Annotated in this window: 1 protein-coding gene (cut by a window edge); it reads right to left on the bottom strand. The window is 57.6% G+C overall.

Annotation, left to right across the window (positions count from 1 at the left end; translation table 11 throughout):
• A protein-coding gene (locus CVU77_01035) for a hypothetical protein (GenBank protein ID PKN02033.1) crosses the window boundary here: on the bottom strand, nucleotides 1-21,523 show its 5' portion. Its footprint begins 2,471 nt before the window's first position; 21,523 of the gene's 23,994 nt are visible here — the first part of the coding sequence; its start codon is at nucleotides 21,521-21,523; the stop codon falls past the left edge of the window.

Genomic DNA, 21,523 nt, shown 5'->3' with positions numbered 1-21,523 from the left:
CGGCCGACGAATAGTCGATTTCGTTAATTTTGACGGGCGAATTATAAACAGCGTTCGCGATGTTCTGCGTCGTGCCGGGGTCGACCTCGAAATAATCCGAGCCGTCGCGTATCCGCGCGAAAGAACGTCCGGAGGACATCGCGGGCCACTGCACCGCATCAACCTGTCTTCCCAGATTGTCGAGAAGTTTTATGTGACGGCTCTGCGAGGCCGAAAGCGTCAGGCCGTCGACGGTAAGAAACGACAGGGAAGACATAGTATCCGAAGCGCTGCCGGTCCAAATCACCGCTTCGGACGCTGGATTATCGATCGTGCCCTGATTGTAAACCAGAGTCCATCCGTCGAGCAACTGTTCCGACGGAAGGTTGCTGAACAGTTCCACCCATCCGCCCGACTGAGGATACACCTCGTTTATGTGAACATTCTCCCCTCTCGGCCGCGTGGACGGCGACCCCGAAAGAGCCGACCGGTTGTGCGACGGGTTGGGCGGGGATTCGACGAAGTCGCGAGTTCTCACGCAGAAATAATACGTCGCCGAAACGGCAAGACCCGTAATGGTCAGATTTTCCGTCTGAGCGAACGATTTCGCGGACATATTCGTCGTCCATGACGTCGCCGCGTCGAAAAGCGCGGTATCGGTTATCTGGTAGGACGCGTATTTTACCGTGTAAAGATTGGCGCCGCTTTCCGCGTCGCGGGGCGACGTCCAGGTCAGATCCACGCTCCCCTTGAAAGGTCCCGCCGCCGCCGACAAATCCGTTATCGAGGCCGGCGGCGTCGTGTCCTTAAGCACTTTGTAAGCCGCCGCAATCGACGAAGTGTTCCCCGCCACGTCGTAAGCGGATATATTCAGATAATTCGTGCCCGACGGCAGCAGTTCCCACGACGAGCCGGACAGCCCCCAGTTTGTTTCGTAACTCAGGCGGGCGGGCGCATACTCGAAAATATTCTGCGAAACCGCGCCGGAGACATACGTCGCGCTCGACAATAGCGAAAGGCCGGTTTGATCGGCAAAATCCACATTTATGACGGCGCCGGGATTTGCGTTGCGCCACACGGACGATTCGCCCGCGGAATTATTGGTTATCGTCGGGGGCTCCGTATCCTTTCTGACGTAAAAAGCGTCCGCCAGAGAGGCCGTATTGCCGGCTCCGTCGAAAATCTTTACCGACACGTGCGTCTGTCCGCGTCTCAGTTCCGACCATGTCTGGGCGCAGAACCGCCACGGTTCCGTCAGAGAATCGGAGTTGATGCCCGTTATTTCATCGGCAAAATCCCTGTAAACGCCTATGCCGCCGGCGCCCGAAGCAAGGCGCGTCTGAAGCTTCGAGAGGCGGGAGCCGCCGGAATCGTAAAACTCCATATCGTAGAAAGCCGAGGCGGTGTTTCTCCACGTGTCGTCGTCGGACTGGTTATCGGATATCGTCGGAGACACGTTATCGTGTCTGTCGTAATCGGATGAGAAAAATTCGTAGGAGGCGTTTGAACCGAGCGCCGTGAGGGCTGCGTCGCCAGACCATAAATCGCCCGACCAGACCAGTGTTCTAAGAGACACGGCCCCGGCGGAACCCGCGTTGGAAGCCGACAGAATTATTTTGTTGGAGTTGGGATCCGGCGACAATCTCATCCATCTTATATCGACGGAATTGCCCAGATTGTAGGCGTCGTAGAGAGACGCGGCGGACCAACCCCCTGCGTCCGTCCAGACGGAATACGAAACGTACTGCGCCGGCGCCGCGCTCACGGCTCCGACCGCAAGACACTTGCCGGTGTCCTTCTCCCAAGCCACATCCGAAAGACGCGTGAGCCGCTCGTCGAGGTTTGAACTTAAAGCGGTGGCGTCGGGCCAGGCCGTGCCGTTCCATACGGAGACCAGCCAGTCGACCGCGCCCAGATTGTCGGCGCTGATTATCGAGGCGGCTATTCTGTCGGAGCCGGACGATCTGTCGTATGCCATACGCACCCAGTTAATGCCGGTAGCCACTCCGCTTAAAGCCGGTCCGGCAACGTCCACCGCTCCCCATACGGAGTCCGTAGACGACCACATCGCGTATTTTACCGTCGCGGCCTGGCCCCACATTATCAGACAGTTTCCGCGCGAACCCTCCCACGCCAAATCCACGCATTGATAATTCGCCGTGTATGCGACGTTGGCGCCCGTCGTAAGAAGAGCGTTGTCCGACCACGCCGAGCCGTTCCAGCGGTAAGCGTATATTTTGCGGTTAGCGTCCATCGTCACAAGCATTATCTCGTCGGTTCCGGGACGCGGCTCAAGACGCGCCCACCTGATGAGTCCGGTTCCGCCGATAATAATTTCCGTGGAGTCGTTGGCCCAGGAAGCGGCGGTCGACGACCAGATTCTGTAATAAACGCGGCCGGCCGTGCCAGACCGCCACACCACAAGAGCGCGCCCGCTCGTCTGCTCGTAGGCGACGTCGAAAGGTTTTACGACGGCGTCGGCCGACGCGATGGTGTCGAGCAGAACGGGCGTCTGCCACTGCTCCGATATTCCGTCGAATCTTTGGAAGTATATTTGCCCGCCCGACGACAAAGTGGCAAGAAGTTTTTCGTTGCGCAGTACGGGACAGCCCTTCAGCGACGACCAGTAAATAGTGCCCGCGGCGGCCTGCGCCGGATAAGGCCCCGCCCACGACGCGCCCGCGGCCGTCATAGTGTAATACTGCGGTGTCGCGGAAGTCCCCTGCGCATAAACGGCCATTCCGTCGGCGGGGCCGCGCGGCGCCGACACGACGGAAACGGTGTCGGACATAACGGAATAGTTCGCGCCGGAGGCCGCTCCGTCGTAGGCCTTTACGGCGAAGTAGTAAGTAGCTCCCTGCTGAGGCATCGAGAGCACGCGCTCTTCGAGCGAACCCGCCGGCAGAGGAGACCACGACTGAGAATACGAGTTTACCCAAGACCACTGCGCGTCGGAAAACGCGTAGGTGGCGTACCTGACCGCGTAGCCCGCCGCCGTACCGGAGTAATCGTCGTTGCCGGTCGCCGTCCACGAAAGGCGGACTTCGCCGGGATTGAGCGTTTCGGGCGCGGACGCAGCGAGCCCCGTAATCTTCGACGGAGCCACACGTTTGGCCCATGCCGAAGACGTGGAAATCGCCGAAGCATAACTGCCGGCCTTGTCCGACGGGAGTATCCCCGTCCAATAAGTGGCGCCCTCGGTCAGACCGGTCACCGTGAGGTTTTCAGTCGAACCCGGAAGACCCGGAGGCGGAGCATACTGGAAAGTCGTTCCCGACGCCAGAAAGTCCGCCGTCGACGAAAACGGCGAAGTTTTATACTTGACGAGATATGATTTCGCGCGCAGGTCGGATGGCGCGCTGATGACGTCGTCCGACGGAGCCGTCCACATCAGCCCGACGGTAGCGGATACCGCGCCCTGCGAGGCCGACAAATCGGTCACGGCCGAAGGCGGAACGGTATCTTTGAGAATTCGGAATATATCGGTTGAGACCGCAACATTACCGAGGTCGTCGGCCGCCCGCACGGACACATAGTTGGTGCCGGGCGCCAGAAGGCCGAAATCCGGACTCCATCCGCCGCTGAAAGACCCCGCCGGAGTTTCCGTATAGAATACCGTGGTCCACGGTATAAGTTCGTTGCCGCCGAAGTTCGGAGCGGACCGTACCGTGCAGGACGCGGTTTTTACTCCCGAACCGCCGTCGAAGAAACCCACGTCTCTGTTTCTGTCGGCGTTTTCCCACGAAGGATACGCGGATTCGCCCGAGGTGAAATATGGCGGGGCTGTGTCCTTTTTAACGTAAAAAGCATACGAGGAATAATCCGTGGAATTGCCCGCCAAATCTGTTGCCTGAATAAATATGAAATTGTAACCCTGCGCCAGATTTCCCCACGAAGCGTCAATATTCCAATCCGACGTATAGTGCGTCGTTTTTTCGGGAAGCGTCTTGGAGAATATTTGAGACCATCCCGCAAGTTCCTGACCCGACGGCAGGCCGGCGGACGTGGTGGACGCGTAAACTCTGTAATACGCATCCCGAAGACCCGCTCCGGACGACGGCGGCTCGTCGAAGAAGTCGACATCGTAAACTGTTCCGGACGCGGACCGCCATGCGACGTCGCCCGACTGATTTACCGCCGCGCGGGGTCTTTGGGTGTCGATTGTAATTTCCGACGACGCTGAAACGGAATAGTTGCCGGCGCGGTCAAGAGTTCTTACCTGCCAGAAATAAATGCCTCCGGCGGGAGATACGGCGGCGTATATCCGGTCGGCTCCGACCGCGGACGAATACGCTACCGTCGTAAAATCGGAAGAAGTCGCCACGCGAAGAACATAACCCGCGATACCCGACGGGCCGAAGTCCTGCGACGGCAGCCACTCAAATACCACGGTCGCCGACGATAACCTCGCGCCTGACCCCGGCACTGTCATTGCAACCGCCGAAGGCGACGTCGTGTCCACGGCGAATGTCCTCGTAGAAGAATAAGCCGAAAGATTTCCCGCTCTGTCCGAGGCGCGGACGCGCCACCGGTAGAGACCTTCGCCGAACGCCGCGGTATGAGAAGGCGCTCCGGTCGCCGACGAATATTCAATGTTTGCGAAGTCCGCCGACGTCGACGTCTCCACGACATATCCGCCGATTCCCGACGGGCCGACGTCCTGCGCCGTCCACGCGAAATTAACCGAAGCGTAGTTCGTCGCGTGATTATCGGACGGCGCCATCAACGCGGGCGCCGAAGGCGGCGACGTGTCGTAAACCAGCGCGTATGCTGAAACCGACTCCGAATAGTTTTCCGCCCTGTCTATCGAAACAGTGCGCCAGTAATAAGTGGCCGACTGTGCAAGCGCCGCGGACGCTTGCAACGCGTAAACATAAGAAGAGTGCGACACAGGAACGAATCCCGCCGAGGTGGATATTTCCAGACGATATCCTTTGATACCCGCTGGTCCCGAATCTTCCGAGGAACTCCACGAGAAAACCGGCAGATGATAATTCGTCGCGAAACCGTCGGCGGGAGAGGCAAGATTTGCCTGCGAAGGCGGAGTTGTGTCTACGGCGACTGAATACGCGGCGGAGTAGCCGGAGTAATTCGACGCGGCGTCCTGAGCGCGCACTTTCCAGTAATACGTGGCCTCCGTCAGAGACAGCGTCACCGACGGCCACTGCGACGCCGGCGCGGACGACGAAAACAGAATCACGGCGAAGTCATCCGAGGACGACACCGAGAGTTCATAAACAGTCGTGCCTCCGCCGAGGTCGGCCGCAATTTGCCACGACAGCGACAGAGCGGCCTGCGACGTCGCCGAGCCGTCGAGCGGCGAATACAGGGACGGCACGGACGGCGGGGTCGTATCTTTCTTGACGATAAAAGCGTTTTCGAGCGTCACCGTCCGACCCGATTCCGTTTGGGCGCGCACCGATATATAATGCGTTCCGCCGTCGACAAGTTCGTCGAAGCGGTCAATAGCCCAATCGTCCTCAAATAAATCGACGCCGGCGGAGAAACCCGGCACGGGAGCCCATCCGAGCGTCTGCGCCCCGTCTTTGAAAGCGTTATATTCAACGAATGAGAGGCGCGACAAACCGGCGGCGTAAACGTTTACGTCGTAAGTTCTCGCCGTGGAACCCGTCCGCCAGAATTGGTCGCCGCCGGATTCATTGTTGACGATTGAGGCGGGAGCCGTGTCCTTATTGACGACAAAAACGTATCCGGCGGCGGTGGTCGTGTTGCCGGCCGCGTCGTAAACTCTCATAAAGCAATAATTCGTGGACGCCGACGACATCAAATCAAACACCGCTTGCGGCACCTGATAGTCCGCCGAATACGAATAAGTCGCCGTCGCAGCCACCAGCGTCCATCCGACCAGTTCGGAAGCCCCGTCGTAGTCCGTCGACACCATAATGTCGAAGCCCGCTATTCCGGAGCCGCCGGCGGAATCGGCAAAATCCACGTCCACCGTCGGAGGAGTCGAACGCCAGGCCGCCTCGTCCCACGTCGAGTTTTTCGTAATCGACGGAGGCGTAGTATCTTTCCTGACTATGAAAGCGTCGGCAAGGGTTTCTTCGTTGCCGGCGGCGTCGAATACTCTGACCGAAACGCGGTTGAATCCTTCCAAAAGATTTTGGAAATCCATCGACCACACGGAAGTGTAATGCGTGGTATTCAGACCCGACAAGTCGCTGTGGTCGGTCCAACCCCACACTACGGCGCCCGAACCGGCGGAGGCGGTCGTCACGCGTGTCCGGAATTTAGAAAGTTTCGAGCCGCCCAAGTCGAAAAAGTCGACATCATAAATTGCGCCGGGGTCTTCTTTGCGCCACAGCGTATCGAAGCCCGCCGCGTGGTTATTGACGACAGAGGGTTTTGTCACATCCTTTAAAACGTAAAAAACATCGTAATATGTCGCGTGGTTCATAAGCGAATCTCTGACGGACACGCTTACGTAATTGGTTACGCCCTCCGACAGAAACGCGAAGGCCGGCGCCCACGATACGGCATAATCGGAATCGTTCAGATTGGAGAATATCGAAACCCAACCGTCGCCCGCAAGCGGCCCTGAAGCGGCCGTGTTCGTAGACACCGCATACCATGCGTCTTTGAGCAGAGAATGTCCATCGTTGAATTTAACGTCGTAGCCGCCGGATTTTGCCGCCGAACGCCAGACGTTGTCCGTGCCTTGCATTGCATCGGCTCCGGATATCGACGGAGGAGAGGTGTCCTTCTTTACGAAGAAAGCGTCCGCAAGTATAAACGACAGCCCCACCGCGTCGTATACGCGAACCGACACGTAAGCCGTTCCCGCAGGAATATTCGCCCAGTCGTCGCCGCTTATCGCCCACGACGAATCGTAGACACTCAGAGGCGTCCCCGCGTATATAGCCCTCCACGGAGTCAATTCATCCTCGTCCGCGTTGCCTCCGGCGGAACATATTCTGTATTCCGCGGTGGTAAGCCCGATGCCGATATCCAAGAAAAATACGCGCCATATCGCGCCCGGATTCGACGACAGCCACACTCCGTAACCGCCGGCCTCAAGATTTTCTACGGACGGGGACGATGTATCGACCAGAAACTCTCTCGACGCCGAATATGCCGAGCGATTGCCGGCGACGTCGACGGAGCGGATTCTCCATCGGTATCCGCCCGAATTATGCGCAATCTGCGTGGATGTTTCCGTTGTATAAAACGCGGACGAGAGTACGCCGAAATCGGCGGAAGTCGAGACCTCAAAATCATATCCCGCCACGCCCGAGGCCGAGTCCGACGAGACGCCCCATTCAAATGTAACGTCGGCGGACGAAATGAGCGACGCGTCTTCCGGAATACTCGCGGATGGAACGCTCGGAGGCGTCGTATCTTTAAGAACGTAGAACACCGCCCAGCTCGATGAGGCGTGGCCGAATCCGTCGAACGCGCGCACGGAAACATAGTTCGTGACCGCCTCCGCCAGAAACGAGAACGCCGGCGCCCACGGAGTGACGTAGGCGGCCTGCCCGCCCGTCGACGGCACGCTCAACGCGAATACTGTCGTCCACCCGCTAAGAGCCGTTCCCAAAACATCGGTCGAAGAACGGCTCACCAGATACTGCGCCGACGAAAGTCCGACACCGTAGTCGTAAAACGCCACATTGTACAGCGTGCCCGACGACGCCCGCCATACGGCGTCGCCTTCCTGCGCGGAAACTATCGACGGAGGAGCCGTGTCTTTCCTGACATAAAAAGCGTTGTACAAAACCGCGGATGTCGGCACCAGATCGGTCACCCTCACGTGCGCGTAGGATAGCCCCTGCGGCCACCGGTTGAAGAAATACGAATCCGGCTGAATCTGCCAGTTTTGAGTGTAACCGACAGCGCCGATATTCGCCGCGATGACCGACCACGTGGTTATCTGCACGCCTCCTCCGTCGGAGGAACTGGTGACGGATATTTCAAACTTGTCGAGATGAAGACCGGAATTCGACTGGAAGTCGACATTGAAGTATACGCCCGAGAGGGTATTGCGCCAGTTATCGTCGCCGGGCTGATTATCCGTGATGCCCGGGCCGGTAGCGTTTTTATAGACACTCATGACGTCGACGTAAACGGTGGAGAGGCCGGCAAGGTCGTAAGCCCTCGCGGAGATGTAGCTTGTGGCCTGGTTCGGCAGCTGCGCAAACGGAAGAGACCACGCCTCCGTGTAATGTGTGGCCCCGGACGGAAGCGCGATGTCCGTCCAGTTGATTATGTACTCGGCGGGATTTCCCGCCGACGGCGCGGCGCGGTACTGAACGCGGTCGAGACCCGAACCGCCGTTGTCGTAGAATTTCACCGCGACGGCGGCCACATCATTCTGCGAGTGGGCCGTCACGTCGGGTTGTTCGTCCGCGCATACCGGCGGAGTCACGTCTTTGCGCACGTAGAACAAATCGTAAAACGTCGTCCGGTTGCCCAACGCGTCGTAAGCCGTCACCGTCACATACGATGTCCCTTCGCCCAGCAGTTCAAAATCGCCCGCCGCAAAAGCAAACGTTTCATCGTGCGACGGCGAGGCGACGCCTTCAAACAGCGTCGAAGGCCCGGCCACTTGTTCCCCGCCGAAACCTGCCGCCGAGTTGACGAAGTAATATGCCGATGAGAGCCCCGATAGTCCGTCGTAAAAAGCCGCGGTCCATATGGCGCCCGGGTCGGCGGCAAGCCATGTGTCGTAACCGGCCTGAGTGTCGGTTATCGACGGGCCGAAGGTGTCTTTGAGCACGATGAACGCGTCGGCCAGAGAAGTCGTGGAGCCGGCCACGTCCCAAACTCTCAGGGTGATATAGTTTGTGCCCGCGCCGAGCATATTAAAGCCCGCGTTTACCGCGTCCGAATACGACGACTGCCCGAGCGAAGAGAATATATCCGTCCATCCGACGACAAGAGAACCGCCGCCGTCGGGCGCGGCGCGAGCCGACCACTGAGCCGTATCAAGCCCCGAATTATGCGCGAAGACGTCTTCAAAAGCTGCATTCCAAACGGCTCCGGGATCGGTTTTCATCCATCCGCGCGATACGTTCTCGTTGTCGATGATTCGCGGCGCAACGGTATCTTTGAGCACATAGAAAACCGAACTCGCCGACGAGGTGGAATTGGCGGGCAAGGCGTTATCGAACGCTCTTACGAAAATATAATTCGTGGCGCGGGATTCGAGCGCGGTCCAGACGGAAGAAGGCAATGCCCAGCTCGAAGAATAAACATCCGCATTTATTGACGACTGCGCCGTCGTCCATCCGGCAAGAAGAGCCGACGCGCCCCAAACGCCGGATGTCGCCGCCGCGACTTCAAAACGGGAAAGCTTGGAGCCGCCGCTGTCCGCAAAATATACTTTGTAGGCGGCGGTGGAGTTGGTTTTGCGCCACGCGGTGTCGCCCGTCTGCTGGTCGTTTATCGTCGGCGCGGTCGTGTCTTTTCTGACATAAAATATGTCCGAGAGTTCGCTTTCGTTGCCCGCTCCGTCGAGAACCCTTGCGGAAATATAATTGGCTCCCTGCCTTAAAGAATTCCAAGTGCCCCATGAAAGCGGCCAGTTGGCGGTGTAAAAAGTCGCCCCTGAAAGAATTTTCTCGTCCTGCCAGTCGCGCACGATTTCCCCGCTTTGCGACTGTCCCGTGGCGGCCTTCAGCAGGAATCTGTCGAGGCCGGAGCCGGACGACGGCGTGTCGTAGAAGTCCACGTCATACTGAGCCGTCGGCGTGCTTCGCCATACAGTGTCGTCGCCGGAGACGCGGTCGACTATCGACGGTACGGAGACGTCCTTGAATATTCTGAAAGCGTCCGTCAGTGTCACCGTCGAACCCGCGGCGTTCCAGCATCTTACCGACACATAATTAGTGCCGCCCTCAAGAAGAGCGGCAAAAGCCGCCTGCCAGTCGGCGGTGTACGACGGCGCGCCCACCGGCGGAGCGACTATATTCGTCCAATCAACCCGCGAATTTCCGCCGCCCGACGGAGCGTCGCGGACGGTATACTGAACCGCCTCAAGATTGGTGACGCCCGTCGCGTAAAAATTTACGTTATAATTCCGCGACGTATTTATCCATGTCACCGTCGCGGTGTCGAAGGCCACTTCGATTACCGGCGCGGCGGTATCTTTTTTGACATTAAACGCTCCGACGTAAGTCGTGACGTTGCCGGCAAGGTCGACCGCCCTCACGTCGACGCGGCTTATTCCCCCCGGAAGTTTCGCGAAGTCCACCGCAAAGTTCGTGACGTAATATGTCGTGCCGACCGACGTAGCCGTCGCGCTCCAATCGATAACCGTGCCTCCCGTGGAACTTATCGCGCGGTACAAAATATTATTCAGCCCCGACGACCCGGGCAATCGGCCGGCAGCCGGAGTGTCGAAAAAGTCCACGTCCCATATCGCTCCGGGGTTTGAAACCAGCCATCCTCGGTCGGGCGGCTCGTTTATTACACAGTGCGGAAGCGTGGTGTCTTTGAGAACCGCAAATGCGGCGAACCACGTTGTGGTATTGCCCGCCAAATCGTGCGCGCGAACCGAAACGTAGGAAGTGGCTCCGTCGGGCAGCAGCGCGAACTGCGAAGCCGTCAGCGGCCACGGCGACGTATACGCCGCCGCGTTTATGGACGCGACGCGATCCGTCCAATCCAGCAGAGTCGCCGCATTCGGTTCCGGCGAGGTGGAAAGCCGGACCTGAAACTTCAAAAGATTCGAGCCGCCGGAATCATTGAACTGCACGCCATAGGTCGTGCCCGACGAATTGCGCCAGGTAAAATCGCCGCCCTGAATCAGATTTGTAACGGTGGGATGAATCACGTCTTTCATTATTCTGAAAGCGTCTATCCAAGTCGTCACATTGCCGGCGAGGTCGGATGCCCTCAAAGATATGTAATTAGTCCCGTTCGGCAAAACGGCGAAATCGACTCCGATGTTATTTTCCATCGAAGAGGCCGTCCACGGAGGCGTGAATGCCGCCGCGTATGGCGAATAAGTGCTTCTTATCGTTTCCCACGACACTACGACGGCTCCGCCTTCCGACGGAGAAGCGTGCACCTTATAGACGACATCATTGAGACCGGACAGTCCGCCGTCGGCGAAATCGGCGTCGTACCCGCCGGACTTTATGTCGTTTCGCCATACCGAATCGCCGCCGGCCTCTTTGTTGTCTATCGAGGGCGATATCGTGTCGATAACAATGCTCCGCGTAGACGACCATTCCGAGTAGTTGTCCGCTCCGTCGACGGCGCGGGCGCGCCAGTAGTAGCGTCCCGAATCCAGCGGGTCGACGGTTTCATAATACGACGTGGCGCTCTGCGCCGAAAGCTCGTTAACCGTGAAAAATATGTCGGTAGAGATGTGTAATTCGTAGGACGCGATAGCCGCGCTTTCCGACGAGGAATCGCTCCAGTCGAATACCGGGAGCGGATTTGAGGACGCCAGGCCGTCGGCGGGACTCAGCGGCACGGGCGGCGTAGGCGGCGACGTCGAAATCGTCAGGGTAAAGCTTGACGAATACGCTGAATAATTGCCCGCTCCGTCGACGGCGCGGACGCGCCAGTAATAGCCGCCGGAACCAAGATTGCGTTCGACCGGAGGCGCCGATGCGTACTCCGAAGACGCAAACACAGCAAACGCGGAATCCGTCGATACGTAGAATTCGTAACCGGCGACTCCCGAATGCGCGTCTGTCGCCTGTGACCAGTCGAAAGCGACCTGTGTATTGTTTCCCGTGCTCCCGTCAGCGGGAGACGAAAGCGAGGGCGCCGAAGGAGCAAGGACGTCCTTGCGGATAAAGAACTCGTCGGTAAAATCCGCGAAGTTCGCCGCAGAATCGAACACCCTCAACGAAACATAGTTCGTGCCGTTCGGGAGCAAGCCCCATCTCTGGGCCGTCAGAGGCCAGGGTTGTTCGTAATATGTCGCGCCGATCGGAAGCGAGTTTATCGGCGTCCAGTTGAAAATCATGGTTCCGCTTTGTCCGGTGGAATTCCAGACCCTGTAATAAGCGCTCGTCAGACCGGCGAGGGCGTCGTAAAATCTTACGTCGTAAGCTGTCCCCGATGATTTTTTCCAGACGTAATCTCCGTCGACGTTTGATATGCGCGAAGGAACTGCGGTATCCATAACGACGGAATAACTCGAAGAATAAACCGACACGTTTCCCGCCGCGTCCCGAGCGCGGACTCTCCAGTAATACAACGCGGACGCGAGCGGGCGCGAGACCGACTGCCCCGCGGCGAACTCCGACGACGTAAACACCGAAAAGTTGGACGCGGTCGAAACGTAAAACTCATAGCCGGCGACGCCCGACGCCGAATCGCTCGACGCGTTCCAGCCGAATGAGAGCGGCGTCTGGTTGGTTGCCGCGCCGGTCAGCGGGTATGACAAAGACGGCGCGGTGGGCGCGGTCGTGTCCTTTTTAATATAGAAAAGATTTTCGCCGACGGCGGAACCGCCGGCGCCGTCGAATACTTTAACGTGAATTCTATTGGTTCCATCCCTGATACCGTTCCACACACTCGAAGATAATTGCCACGGAGTCGCGTAGGAATCAAGCGCAGCGGCGAAGGTCATATTGTCGGTCCAATCCAGAATCATCTGCGACGATTGTGCCGTACCGGTGGTGGCTTTAACCTGGAATTTTGAAAGATTTGAACCGCCGGAATCGTTGAAAGTAACGGAATATGCGCCGTCGTTTGCCTTGCGCCATACGTCGTCGCCCGTCTGATTGTTCGCCATTGTCGGCGGCACTATGTCGTGACGGTCGAGCGCCATATGTGACGGTTCGCGCGTACCGTCGGAAACGGCCGTGTCTCTTACGGATTTCCCCGCCCACGCCGAGCCCGTCCAATTAACCACGCTCAACGCTCCCGACTGGTCGAGAACATAGCACATAATTTTATTCTGATTCGGGTCGCCGAGCAGTCCTATGGTGTTGATGTCTCCGGAAAGATTCATTGTTCCGGCGGACGTCTTGGGCGCGGTGTTGGGCGTGAGGGCTCCCGTCTGCGAGACGGGGTCGTGCCACCCGTCGGACGGCGACCAGAACAGATAAGAAATCTCGCGCGAGTTAAGGTCTCCCGCGACGGAAACACAACGTCCCGAATCTTTTTCCCAAGCGATGTCCGCAGCGCGGGAGGCGTTGGTTTCAATGGCTGCATCTTTGGCCGGCGGCGCCGACCACGCCGACGAGCCGTCCCAAATGCTTACGTTCCACGAAGGATTTCTGGGGGGCGGCGTTCTTCCCACCGCCGTGACCGCAAGCCGGTCGGACGTCGGGTCGGCGGCGAGTTTAACCCAGTATATATCGTCGCCGAAAGCGGGACCGCCCGCGGAAACCGTGGCCCATACGGACGCCGTCGACGACCAGAGCGAATAGCGTATTGTGCTGGTCGGCTGCCCCCACATAACCATGGCGCGGCCGGAGTTTCTTTCCCACGCAACGTCGAAACTTTCGTAAATATTCGATTCCGCGGCCGTCGTATGCACCATAGTGGATACCGACAGAAACTTATTGCTCGCGCCGTCCCATACGGCGCTGAAGATATAAGAATTGGAATCAAGCGCAGCCATAATTATCTGATTGGACGAAGGACGGGACGCAAGACGCAGCCACTGCACGGCGCCGCTCATTCCGCTCATCGCATATGAAACAGGCGCGGCCTTTCCGACTACCCAGTCGGCGGCCGTGGAAGACCATACGCGATAACCGACGGCGCCGGTAGTTCCGTTGTAATAAGTCACCAGCGCCCGTCCGGAGTTCCGCTCATAAGCCACGTCGAACGCTCTGTATCTGTCGTCGATAAGCGTGGAGTTAACCTGGCCGAGCATGTCCGTCCACGACGAGCCGTCGAACCTCTGCAAATAAATTTTTCCGCTTCCCGCGGCGGCGTTACCCGCCAGGACACCGACTATTTTCTCATTTCTGAGAACAGGACACGCCGCGACTCGCGTCCACCTTACCGTCGAAGCGGCCGAGGCGGCGTTGGCCGAAACGCTCCAATCGGGAGGTGTCCACCGGCTGACTTTCGGAGTGCTTAGCGCTCCCGATCCCCATAACATATGGCCCGCAGCCGCGCCCGGCGGAGCGGGCAAGGATGATGCCGCGTTTGAAGTGGAAAAATTACCGGCTTTATCGACGGCGCGCGCCATAAAATAATAAGTCGATCCCTGATTCAGACCCTCGACGAGGTAGTTCTCGCGGCTTCCGGCAACTCCGGGCGCAAACGGATTGTCGATTTGGGTATATCCGCCCGTATCGAAATTTGACACGGGATTTGTATTTTCCCAGCGGCGGATTCTGTACCATCCGGAATAAGCGTCGCCCTCGACATAGGTTCCGGCCAAATTACCGTCGAGACCGTTATCGCCGGGCGCAAGCCACGAGAGTCGTATCTGCCCGGCGTAATCGCCCGCGGATGCGGCGAGCGTGGTCACTGCGTAAGGCGACAAGGAATCCGCAGCGGCCATTGTTTGCTGCGGCGAAAAGGCGGCGGGCGAAATATTGCCGACCGCGTCGACACTCTTTACGGCGGTATAGTAGTAACGTCCCTGGCTTAATCCCGTCAAAGTCCTGTATTCCGTGCCGCCGGAGAAAGCGGGGCTCCAATTCTGCAGAAACGTCCCGACGGCGGGATTTCCGTCGAAGCCGGATTCAGTGATCTGGAATGTGGCGTATTTTACCGTGTAGTAAGAAATTCCGCCGCCGGGCGCGGGATCGAGCGGCGACGTCCATGAAAGGTTTATCCGGCCTTCGCCGGCGCCCGTCTCTTGCGAAATATCCGTTATGACCGACGGAGGGACAGTGTCCTTCTTGACGAAATAAACATCGTCGAGAGAGGTTACGTTTCCCGCCGCGTCGAACGCGCGAACGGAAACATAGTTGTATCCCTGAGAGAGCGCGGAGAAGTCCGGCTGATGCGCGGATGTGTATTCATCAAGATTCAGTCCGGAGAATATGGCGGTCCAGCCCTTTACAAGTTGGCCCGTGCGGGCAGGCCCGGTCGAAACATAGTACTGGGCTGAATCCAGCAGAGAAACCGCGTCTCTGAAGCTCACGCTGTAATTTCTCGACGATGAATACCACGTTTCGTCATCGGTCTCATTATCCGTTATTACGGGAGGGGTGGTATCCTTGCGGACATAAAACGCGTCCTCCAAAACCGAATAATTGCCGAGCGCGTCGTAACAGGCGACCGAAACATAATTGCCGGCGCCCTCGGACATATTCAGAAAGGCATCGGCGCTCAATTGCCACGGCGTCATATAGTAAGTGGCGTTGATATTGTCGAGAATCGTGCGCCACCCGTCGAGCAAATCGCCTCCGCCCGACGGAGCGGAGCGCACGGACGTCCGGAAATACTTTACGCCGGAATGTTCATCGCGGAACGAAACGGAGTATGACCCGTTGTTGGCCTTACGCCAGGCGGTATCGCCCGACTGGTTATCGTCTATAACCGGCGGCAGAGTGTCTTTAAGCACGCGGAAGGCGTCAACCCACGCGGTTGTGTTGCCGGCCATATCCGCCGCGCGCACGGAAATATAGTTGGTTCCGTTTTGAAGCAAATCAAACGCGGCAGGCCACGGCGAGGCGTAATACGTGGCCCCGATGTTGACGGCCGACGCCTGAGGCGTGGTCCACGACACAAGGGCGGTTCCTCCCAAAGCCGGCGCCGTGCGCGCCGTGTATTCCAGCGATTTCAGTTTATCGGTGCGCCCCGCCGATATTCTGTCGCCGGCAAAAACGCTGTAATTCCGTCCGGTCTGCCGCCAGACGGAATCGCCGCCGGATTCCTGGTTCGTTATAGTCGGCGGCGTAGTGTCTTTAAGAACGAAAAAAGCGTAGTGCGTGGCGGAGTTGCCCGCTATGTCGGTAAGTATAACGTGGACATAATTGGTGGAGTTTTCCCTCAACGCCGCGAAATTGACCGTCCAGTCGGCGACGTAGCCGTGCGAAGAGACAGCCGTGGCAATGGCTTGCGGCCCGTATATTGTCTGAGACGAGGGCTCGGAGGAGGCCGCGATTCTGTAATCGGCGCGGGAAATCATCGACAGTCCGTCGTAAAAATCCACGTTGTAACCGCCGGAGCGGGCGGCGGCAAGCCATATTTCGTCGCCGCCGGAAGCGTAATCACTGTAAGAAATCACCGGAGACGAAGTATCCTTTTTGATGTAAAAAACGTTTTCAAGGGTAGACGTTTTTCCCGCCACGTCCCATGCGCGCACCGATACGTAGTTCCAGCTTGATTGAAGGGCGGCGAAATCCGGGTGCCATTTATCGTTGAATGAATTTTGCCCCAGCGCCGAGAATATGTCGGTATGCCCCTTGACCACGGTGTCATACTGAGACGGCCCGGCGCGCACGATGTACTGCGCGGTGTCCAGTCCCGAACCGGCGTCATTGAAATAAACCGCGTAGCCGTCGGGCTTGGCGGCGGCGCGCCATGAATCGTCGCCCGCCTGCTGGTCATTTATCGACGGCGGAGTCGCGTCCACAAGAACCGTCGCCTCCGGCGCAGTCGCCGAAGACGGCGGGTCGGCGGCTCCGGCGTTAAGAGCGTTATCATAAGGCACTAACCTGAATCCGTAAGTTCCTTCGACGGACGCCTCAAACCACGCCGGATTCGCCGTGGTCGAAGCATACAGCGTGTAAGTGTAGGGCGGTTCCGTCTGGGAAGTGTAATATATTTTGACGTGACTTATTCCGGAGAATCCCCCGTCGGAAACTGTGTAGGGTATTTCAAAGGCGAGCGAGGACGAAAAACCCGCGACATCGAGGAAAGCCGTCGGCGGCTGAGTGTCTTTCAAAATATAAAACGCCGCATCGACGGTCGTCGTTGAAAAGGATTTGTCGACGACGCGCACTGAAATATAGTTTGTTCCGGAAGCAAGCATCGTCCATTGCTGCGACGTCAACTGCCACGGAGTCGCATATGAAGTGGCTCCCGAAATCACCGTCGATCCGTCCGTCCAGTCGAATATATAGGGCGACGCGGCATAACCGACGCTCGACGCGCGGATTTGATATTTACCGAGACGGGAACCGCCGGTATCCTCAAAACTTACGGCATACGCCGAAGCGCCGTCTTTTCGCCATACATCATCGCCGGATTGCGCATTATTTATGGTCGGCGGGACGGTGTCTTTCAGGACGTAAAAAACATCGGCCGACTGCGTTTCATTATCGGCGAAGTCGACAACTCTGACCCAAACGCAGGACGTCGAGCCCGATATTATGGAAGTCCACGCGGCGGACGGCAACTGCCAGTTCGGCGTGTACTCGTGCGTTGCCGTGGAAATGACCGCGATCCAATCGGTAAGAAACACCGAGGCCGACGGATAACTGGCTGTCCTTACGTCGAATCTTTGAACGCCGGAACCGGACGCGGCGTCGCGGAAATCGACATTGTAGAAAGCGTTGTTCGCGTTTCGCCAATTATCGTCTCCCGCTTGATTATTGACGACGACGGGAGGCGTGGTGTCCTTCCTGACATAAAAAGCGTCCGAGAGTGTGTCGGAATTGTAACCCCGCGACGGAGACCACGAATTGTCGAAAACTCTTGCGGAGACATAGTTGCGCCCTTCGGGCAGCGCGTTCCACGACTCCGCGGATAACGGCCACGGCGTGTGATAGAAAGTCGTCCCCGCAACGGACGTCCCCGATGAAGTCCAGTCCTGCACAGTAGCGCCCGACCCAAGCGCGCCGCGCATTATCTTAATCTGAAATTCCCTGAGTCCCGCTCCGCCAGCGTCCTGAAATCCCACGGAATAGACGGCGGCGCCGGTTTTTCTCCACGAATCGTCGCCCGGCTGATTGTCGGATATCGACGGGTTCGTTATGTCTTTAAGAACAGTGAACGCATTGTAGTGTGTGGCATACCGCAAAAGAGTGTCCCATGATCTGGCGGACACAAAGCAAGTCGCGCCCTGCGGCAGCGCGTTAAAATCTATCTGCCAGTCGTTTGTAAAGTACGCCGCGCCGGCGGGCGATGTTATATCGGTCCAATCCTTTACAAGCGTGCCGCCTGCGCGCTCACTGGACGTGTATACCGCATACTGCACGGCGGCAAGTCCTCCGACGGCGTCGTAAAAATCGACATCGTATTGAGCGCCCGTGTTATTTATCCACTGACCGCCGCCGGTCTGATTAACCGTGATTACGGGCGGAGAGGTGTCGATATTAAGCGAATAGGCGGACGTGAAACCGGAATAATTGCCCGCGGCATCCTCGGCGCGAACTCTCCAGAAATACTTTCCCTCGCCGACGGCAATCGCGTTGGCGGCCGACGTCACGCGCTCCGAAGAAACCGTCATCGCAAAATCCGCCGAGGTGGAAAGATAAAACCCGTAAGCCGCGACGCCCGAGCCGCCGCGCGAACCGCCATCATCGGACGGCTCCCACGAAAAAGACATAGCCGTCTGTCCGGTGGTTTCACCGTCGAGCGGCGACGACAGAGCCGGCGTCGACGGCGGCGTGGTATCCACAAGCACACTGAAGTAAGAAGCGCTCGTCGCGCGGTTGCCGGCCCAATCCTCGGCGGCGACCCGCCAGTAGTGTGTCGCCTGATTAAGCAAAAGCGGGGCCGCCGTCGATAAGGTAACCGACGAAATATTTATCGGGCTGAAATTCTGCGACGAGGACACTTCAAGGACATATCTTCTGACACCGGTGAAAGAATCTTCCGACGACACCCAGCCGAACGACACCGTATTCTGATTGGCAGCCGAAACATTCGCGGGCGTCTGCAATACCGGCGCAGTCGGCGGCGTCGTGTCTCTCCTGACGGAAAATACCGACGACCACGCGGAAAAGTTGCCGGCGGCGTCGGCTGCGCGGACCCGCCAGAAATGCGTCGTCTCGCCCGAAAGCGCGGTTATGACAAGATTCGTATATACCTGCGAGGATATTTCGGGCGGTGAAAAATCACCGCTTGCCGAGACCTCGAACTGATAAAAAGTTACGCCGCTCGTCAAATCCGACGACGCCTGCCACGAAAACACAACCGAATTCTGATTGGTGGCTCCGCCGTCGAGCGGCGAGGAAAGCAGCGGTACCGTCGGCTGGGTGGTATCCTTGCGCACAACGAATACGTCGTAGAGTGTTGAAGTGGCGCCTTCGGAATCGTAGGCCTTTATTGCGACATAATTGACACCTTCGATTAACTGCGCCCAAATGGCGTAGTCGGGCGTGAAAGTCGCGGGAATGACGCGCCAGTCATCGTTGTATTCCACGACATCGCCGGTAGATATTACGATTGTTTCCGGCACGAGAAGATTACCGCCGCCGTATGGCGCGTCGTAAACCACGACCGCAGCCGTCGACACAAAGGCATCCTGACCAACGGCGAAATCGACGTCGAAGTATCTCGACAGAAAAGCGTCGCTAGAACCGTGCCATTCGTACGTGTCCGTTTCGTTTATGGTAATTATCATCGCGGTGGGGGTTGTGCGCAGCACTCTGAACGCGTCTATATGCGTAGACGTATTTTGAGCCAGGTCCGCGATATTCACGGACACGTAGCAAGTCGTTCCGACGGGAAGAGCGGTAAAATCGATTTTCCACGGGGTGTCAAAATATGTCGCGCCCGCCGTCAGACCGGATATACCCGTCCATCCTTTCCTTTCTGTTCCCGTCATTCCCGTCGAAGTGTATATCGCGTAGCGGGCAGAGGACAATCCCGATGCGCCCGGCTGCCTTCCCGGGGTTTTTGCGTCGAACAAATCCGCGTCGACAAACCAGTCGGAATGGGTGTATTCGTAGTAGTCGTTATTGACGACGGCAAACGGAGGAGTCGTATCTTTGAGAATCAAGAAAGCCGCCTCGCTCAATGTCTTTACGTAACCCGCGGCGTCGTAACACCTTACGAATACGTGGCTCGTCGTTCCTTCGGGGAGAACGACGAAAGCCGCCGAGGAAACAGACCACGAAGAAGCGTAGCTTTGATAAGATGCGGTGCCGGAAAAAATATTTGTCCAGTCAAAAATAGTCGATCCGGACGGATCGGTAATCCGGTACTGCGCGGTGGTAACACCCGACACCGCATCGTTGAAAAACACGCCGTAAAGCGTTCCGCTCGACGAGCGCCACGACAAATCGCCCGTCTGGCTCTTTTCAATCCAGGGCTCCGAGGCGTCTTTTTTGACGTAGAACACCGGCTGCGAACTCTCAAAAGAATGACCCGCTCCGTCGGAAGAGCGCACGAACACATAGTTCGTCCCTTCCCATAAATCGGCGAACGACACGCTCCAGTCGTTGTAATATCCCGAAGTTCCGGTGGATGTAAATATGTTCAGCCACCCGCGCGGCCACGCGGTATCCGACGGAGACGGACCCGACCTTACGATATATTGAGCGCCTCGCAGAAGCGATTCCTTATCCTCAAAATCGACATTATAAACGGATCCGCCATAACGCTGCCACACGTCATCGCCCGTTTGATTGTTCAGAACGCGGGGCGGCGCGGTATCTTTGAAAACATAAAAAGCGTCCGTCAGCGCCGTCGACGTGTTATAGGCAAAATCAACGGCGCGAGCGGATATGTAATAGCGGCGCGAGGAGGAGTTCATCTGATTCCACACCGAAGCGGGCAGCGCCCAGTCCTGAGTGTATTCATACGTCGACGTGGATAAAACGGCGGTCCAATCGGAAACGTAAGGCGGCAATCCGCCGGCGGTCGTCGACACTCGGATGTCGAATCTCATTACGCCGGATCCGGAAGCGGCGTCCCTGAAATCCACGTTATAGAATCCGCTGTTGGATGTGCGCCAGGTATTATCGCCCGACTGATTATTAAGGGCGACGGGCGGGGTCGTATCCTTGCGGACGTAAAACGGCTGAGGATACTGCGTCACACTCTGCGCATTGCCGGCGCCGTCATAAACGCGAACGAGTATGTGATTCTCCCCCTCGGTCAATGTTCCGAAATCGGGGACCCAGTTTAATCCGTAATAATTCTGCTGATACGACGAAAATATATCCGTCCAGTCGGCGGGATAATAAGTCGCGCCTCCGGCCAGATAGCGCGCCGGCCTGTACTGCGCCGAAGCCAGAGCGGATCCGCCGTCGTCCTGGAAATATACGGAGTATCCCGCCGCCCGGGATTCTTTTATCCACGAAGAATCGCCGGATTGCTGGTCGTCTATAACCGGCGATGTTATATCCTTTTTAACATAAAACGCGTCCGTGTATGTCGTCGCATTACCGGCAAGATCGACCGCCCGCACGGAGACGTAATTGGTTACGTTCTCCATTAAGGGCGTAAATGAGACACGCCACTCCGACAGATAAGAGGGCTGGCCTATCGGCGGGATTTCTATGTCTGTCCAGTCGATACGAAGTGGCGCTCCCAGTATCGGTGTCGTAGATACGGCGTACTGTATGCTGTGAAGCTCGCTTTGGGCGTAACCGGAATCCTGAAAAAATACCTTGTACGTTTTGCCGCTCACCCTTTGCCATTCGTCGTCGCCGGTCTGTTGATTGTCCACCTGCGACGGCGTCGTGTCGACGGTAACCGAATAATACGACGGATAGCCCGACACGTTCTGCGCTCCGTCCCGCGCGCGCAC

This window comes from Elusimicrobia bacterium HGW-Elusimicrobia-1 (assembly GCA_002841695.1).
In the GTDB taxonomy this organism is placed as follows: domain Bacteria; phylum Elusimicrobiota; class Endomicrobiia; order PHAN01; family PHAN01; genus PHAN01.
This window is presented reverse-complemented; position numbering and strand designations above follow the sequence as displayed.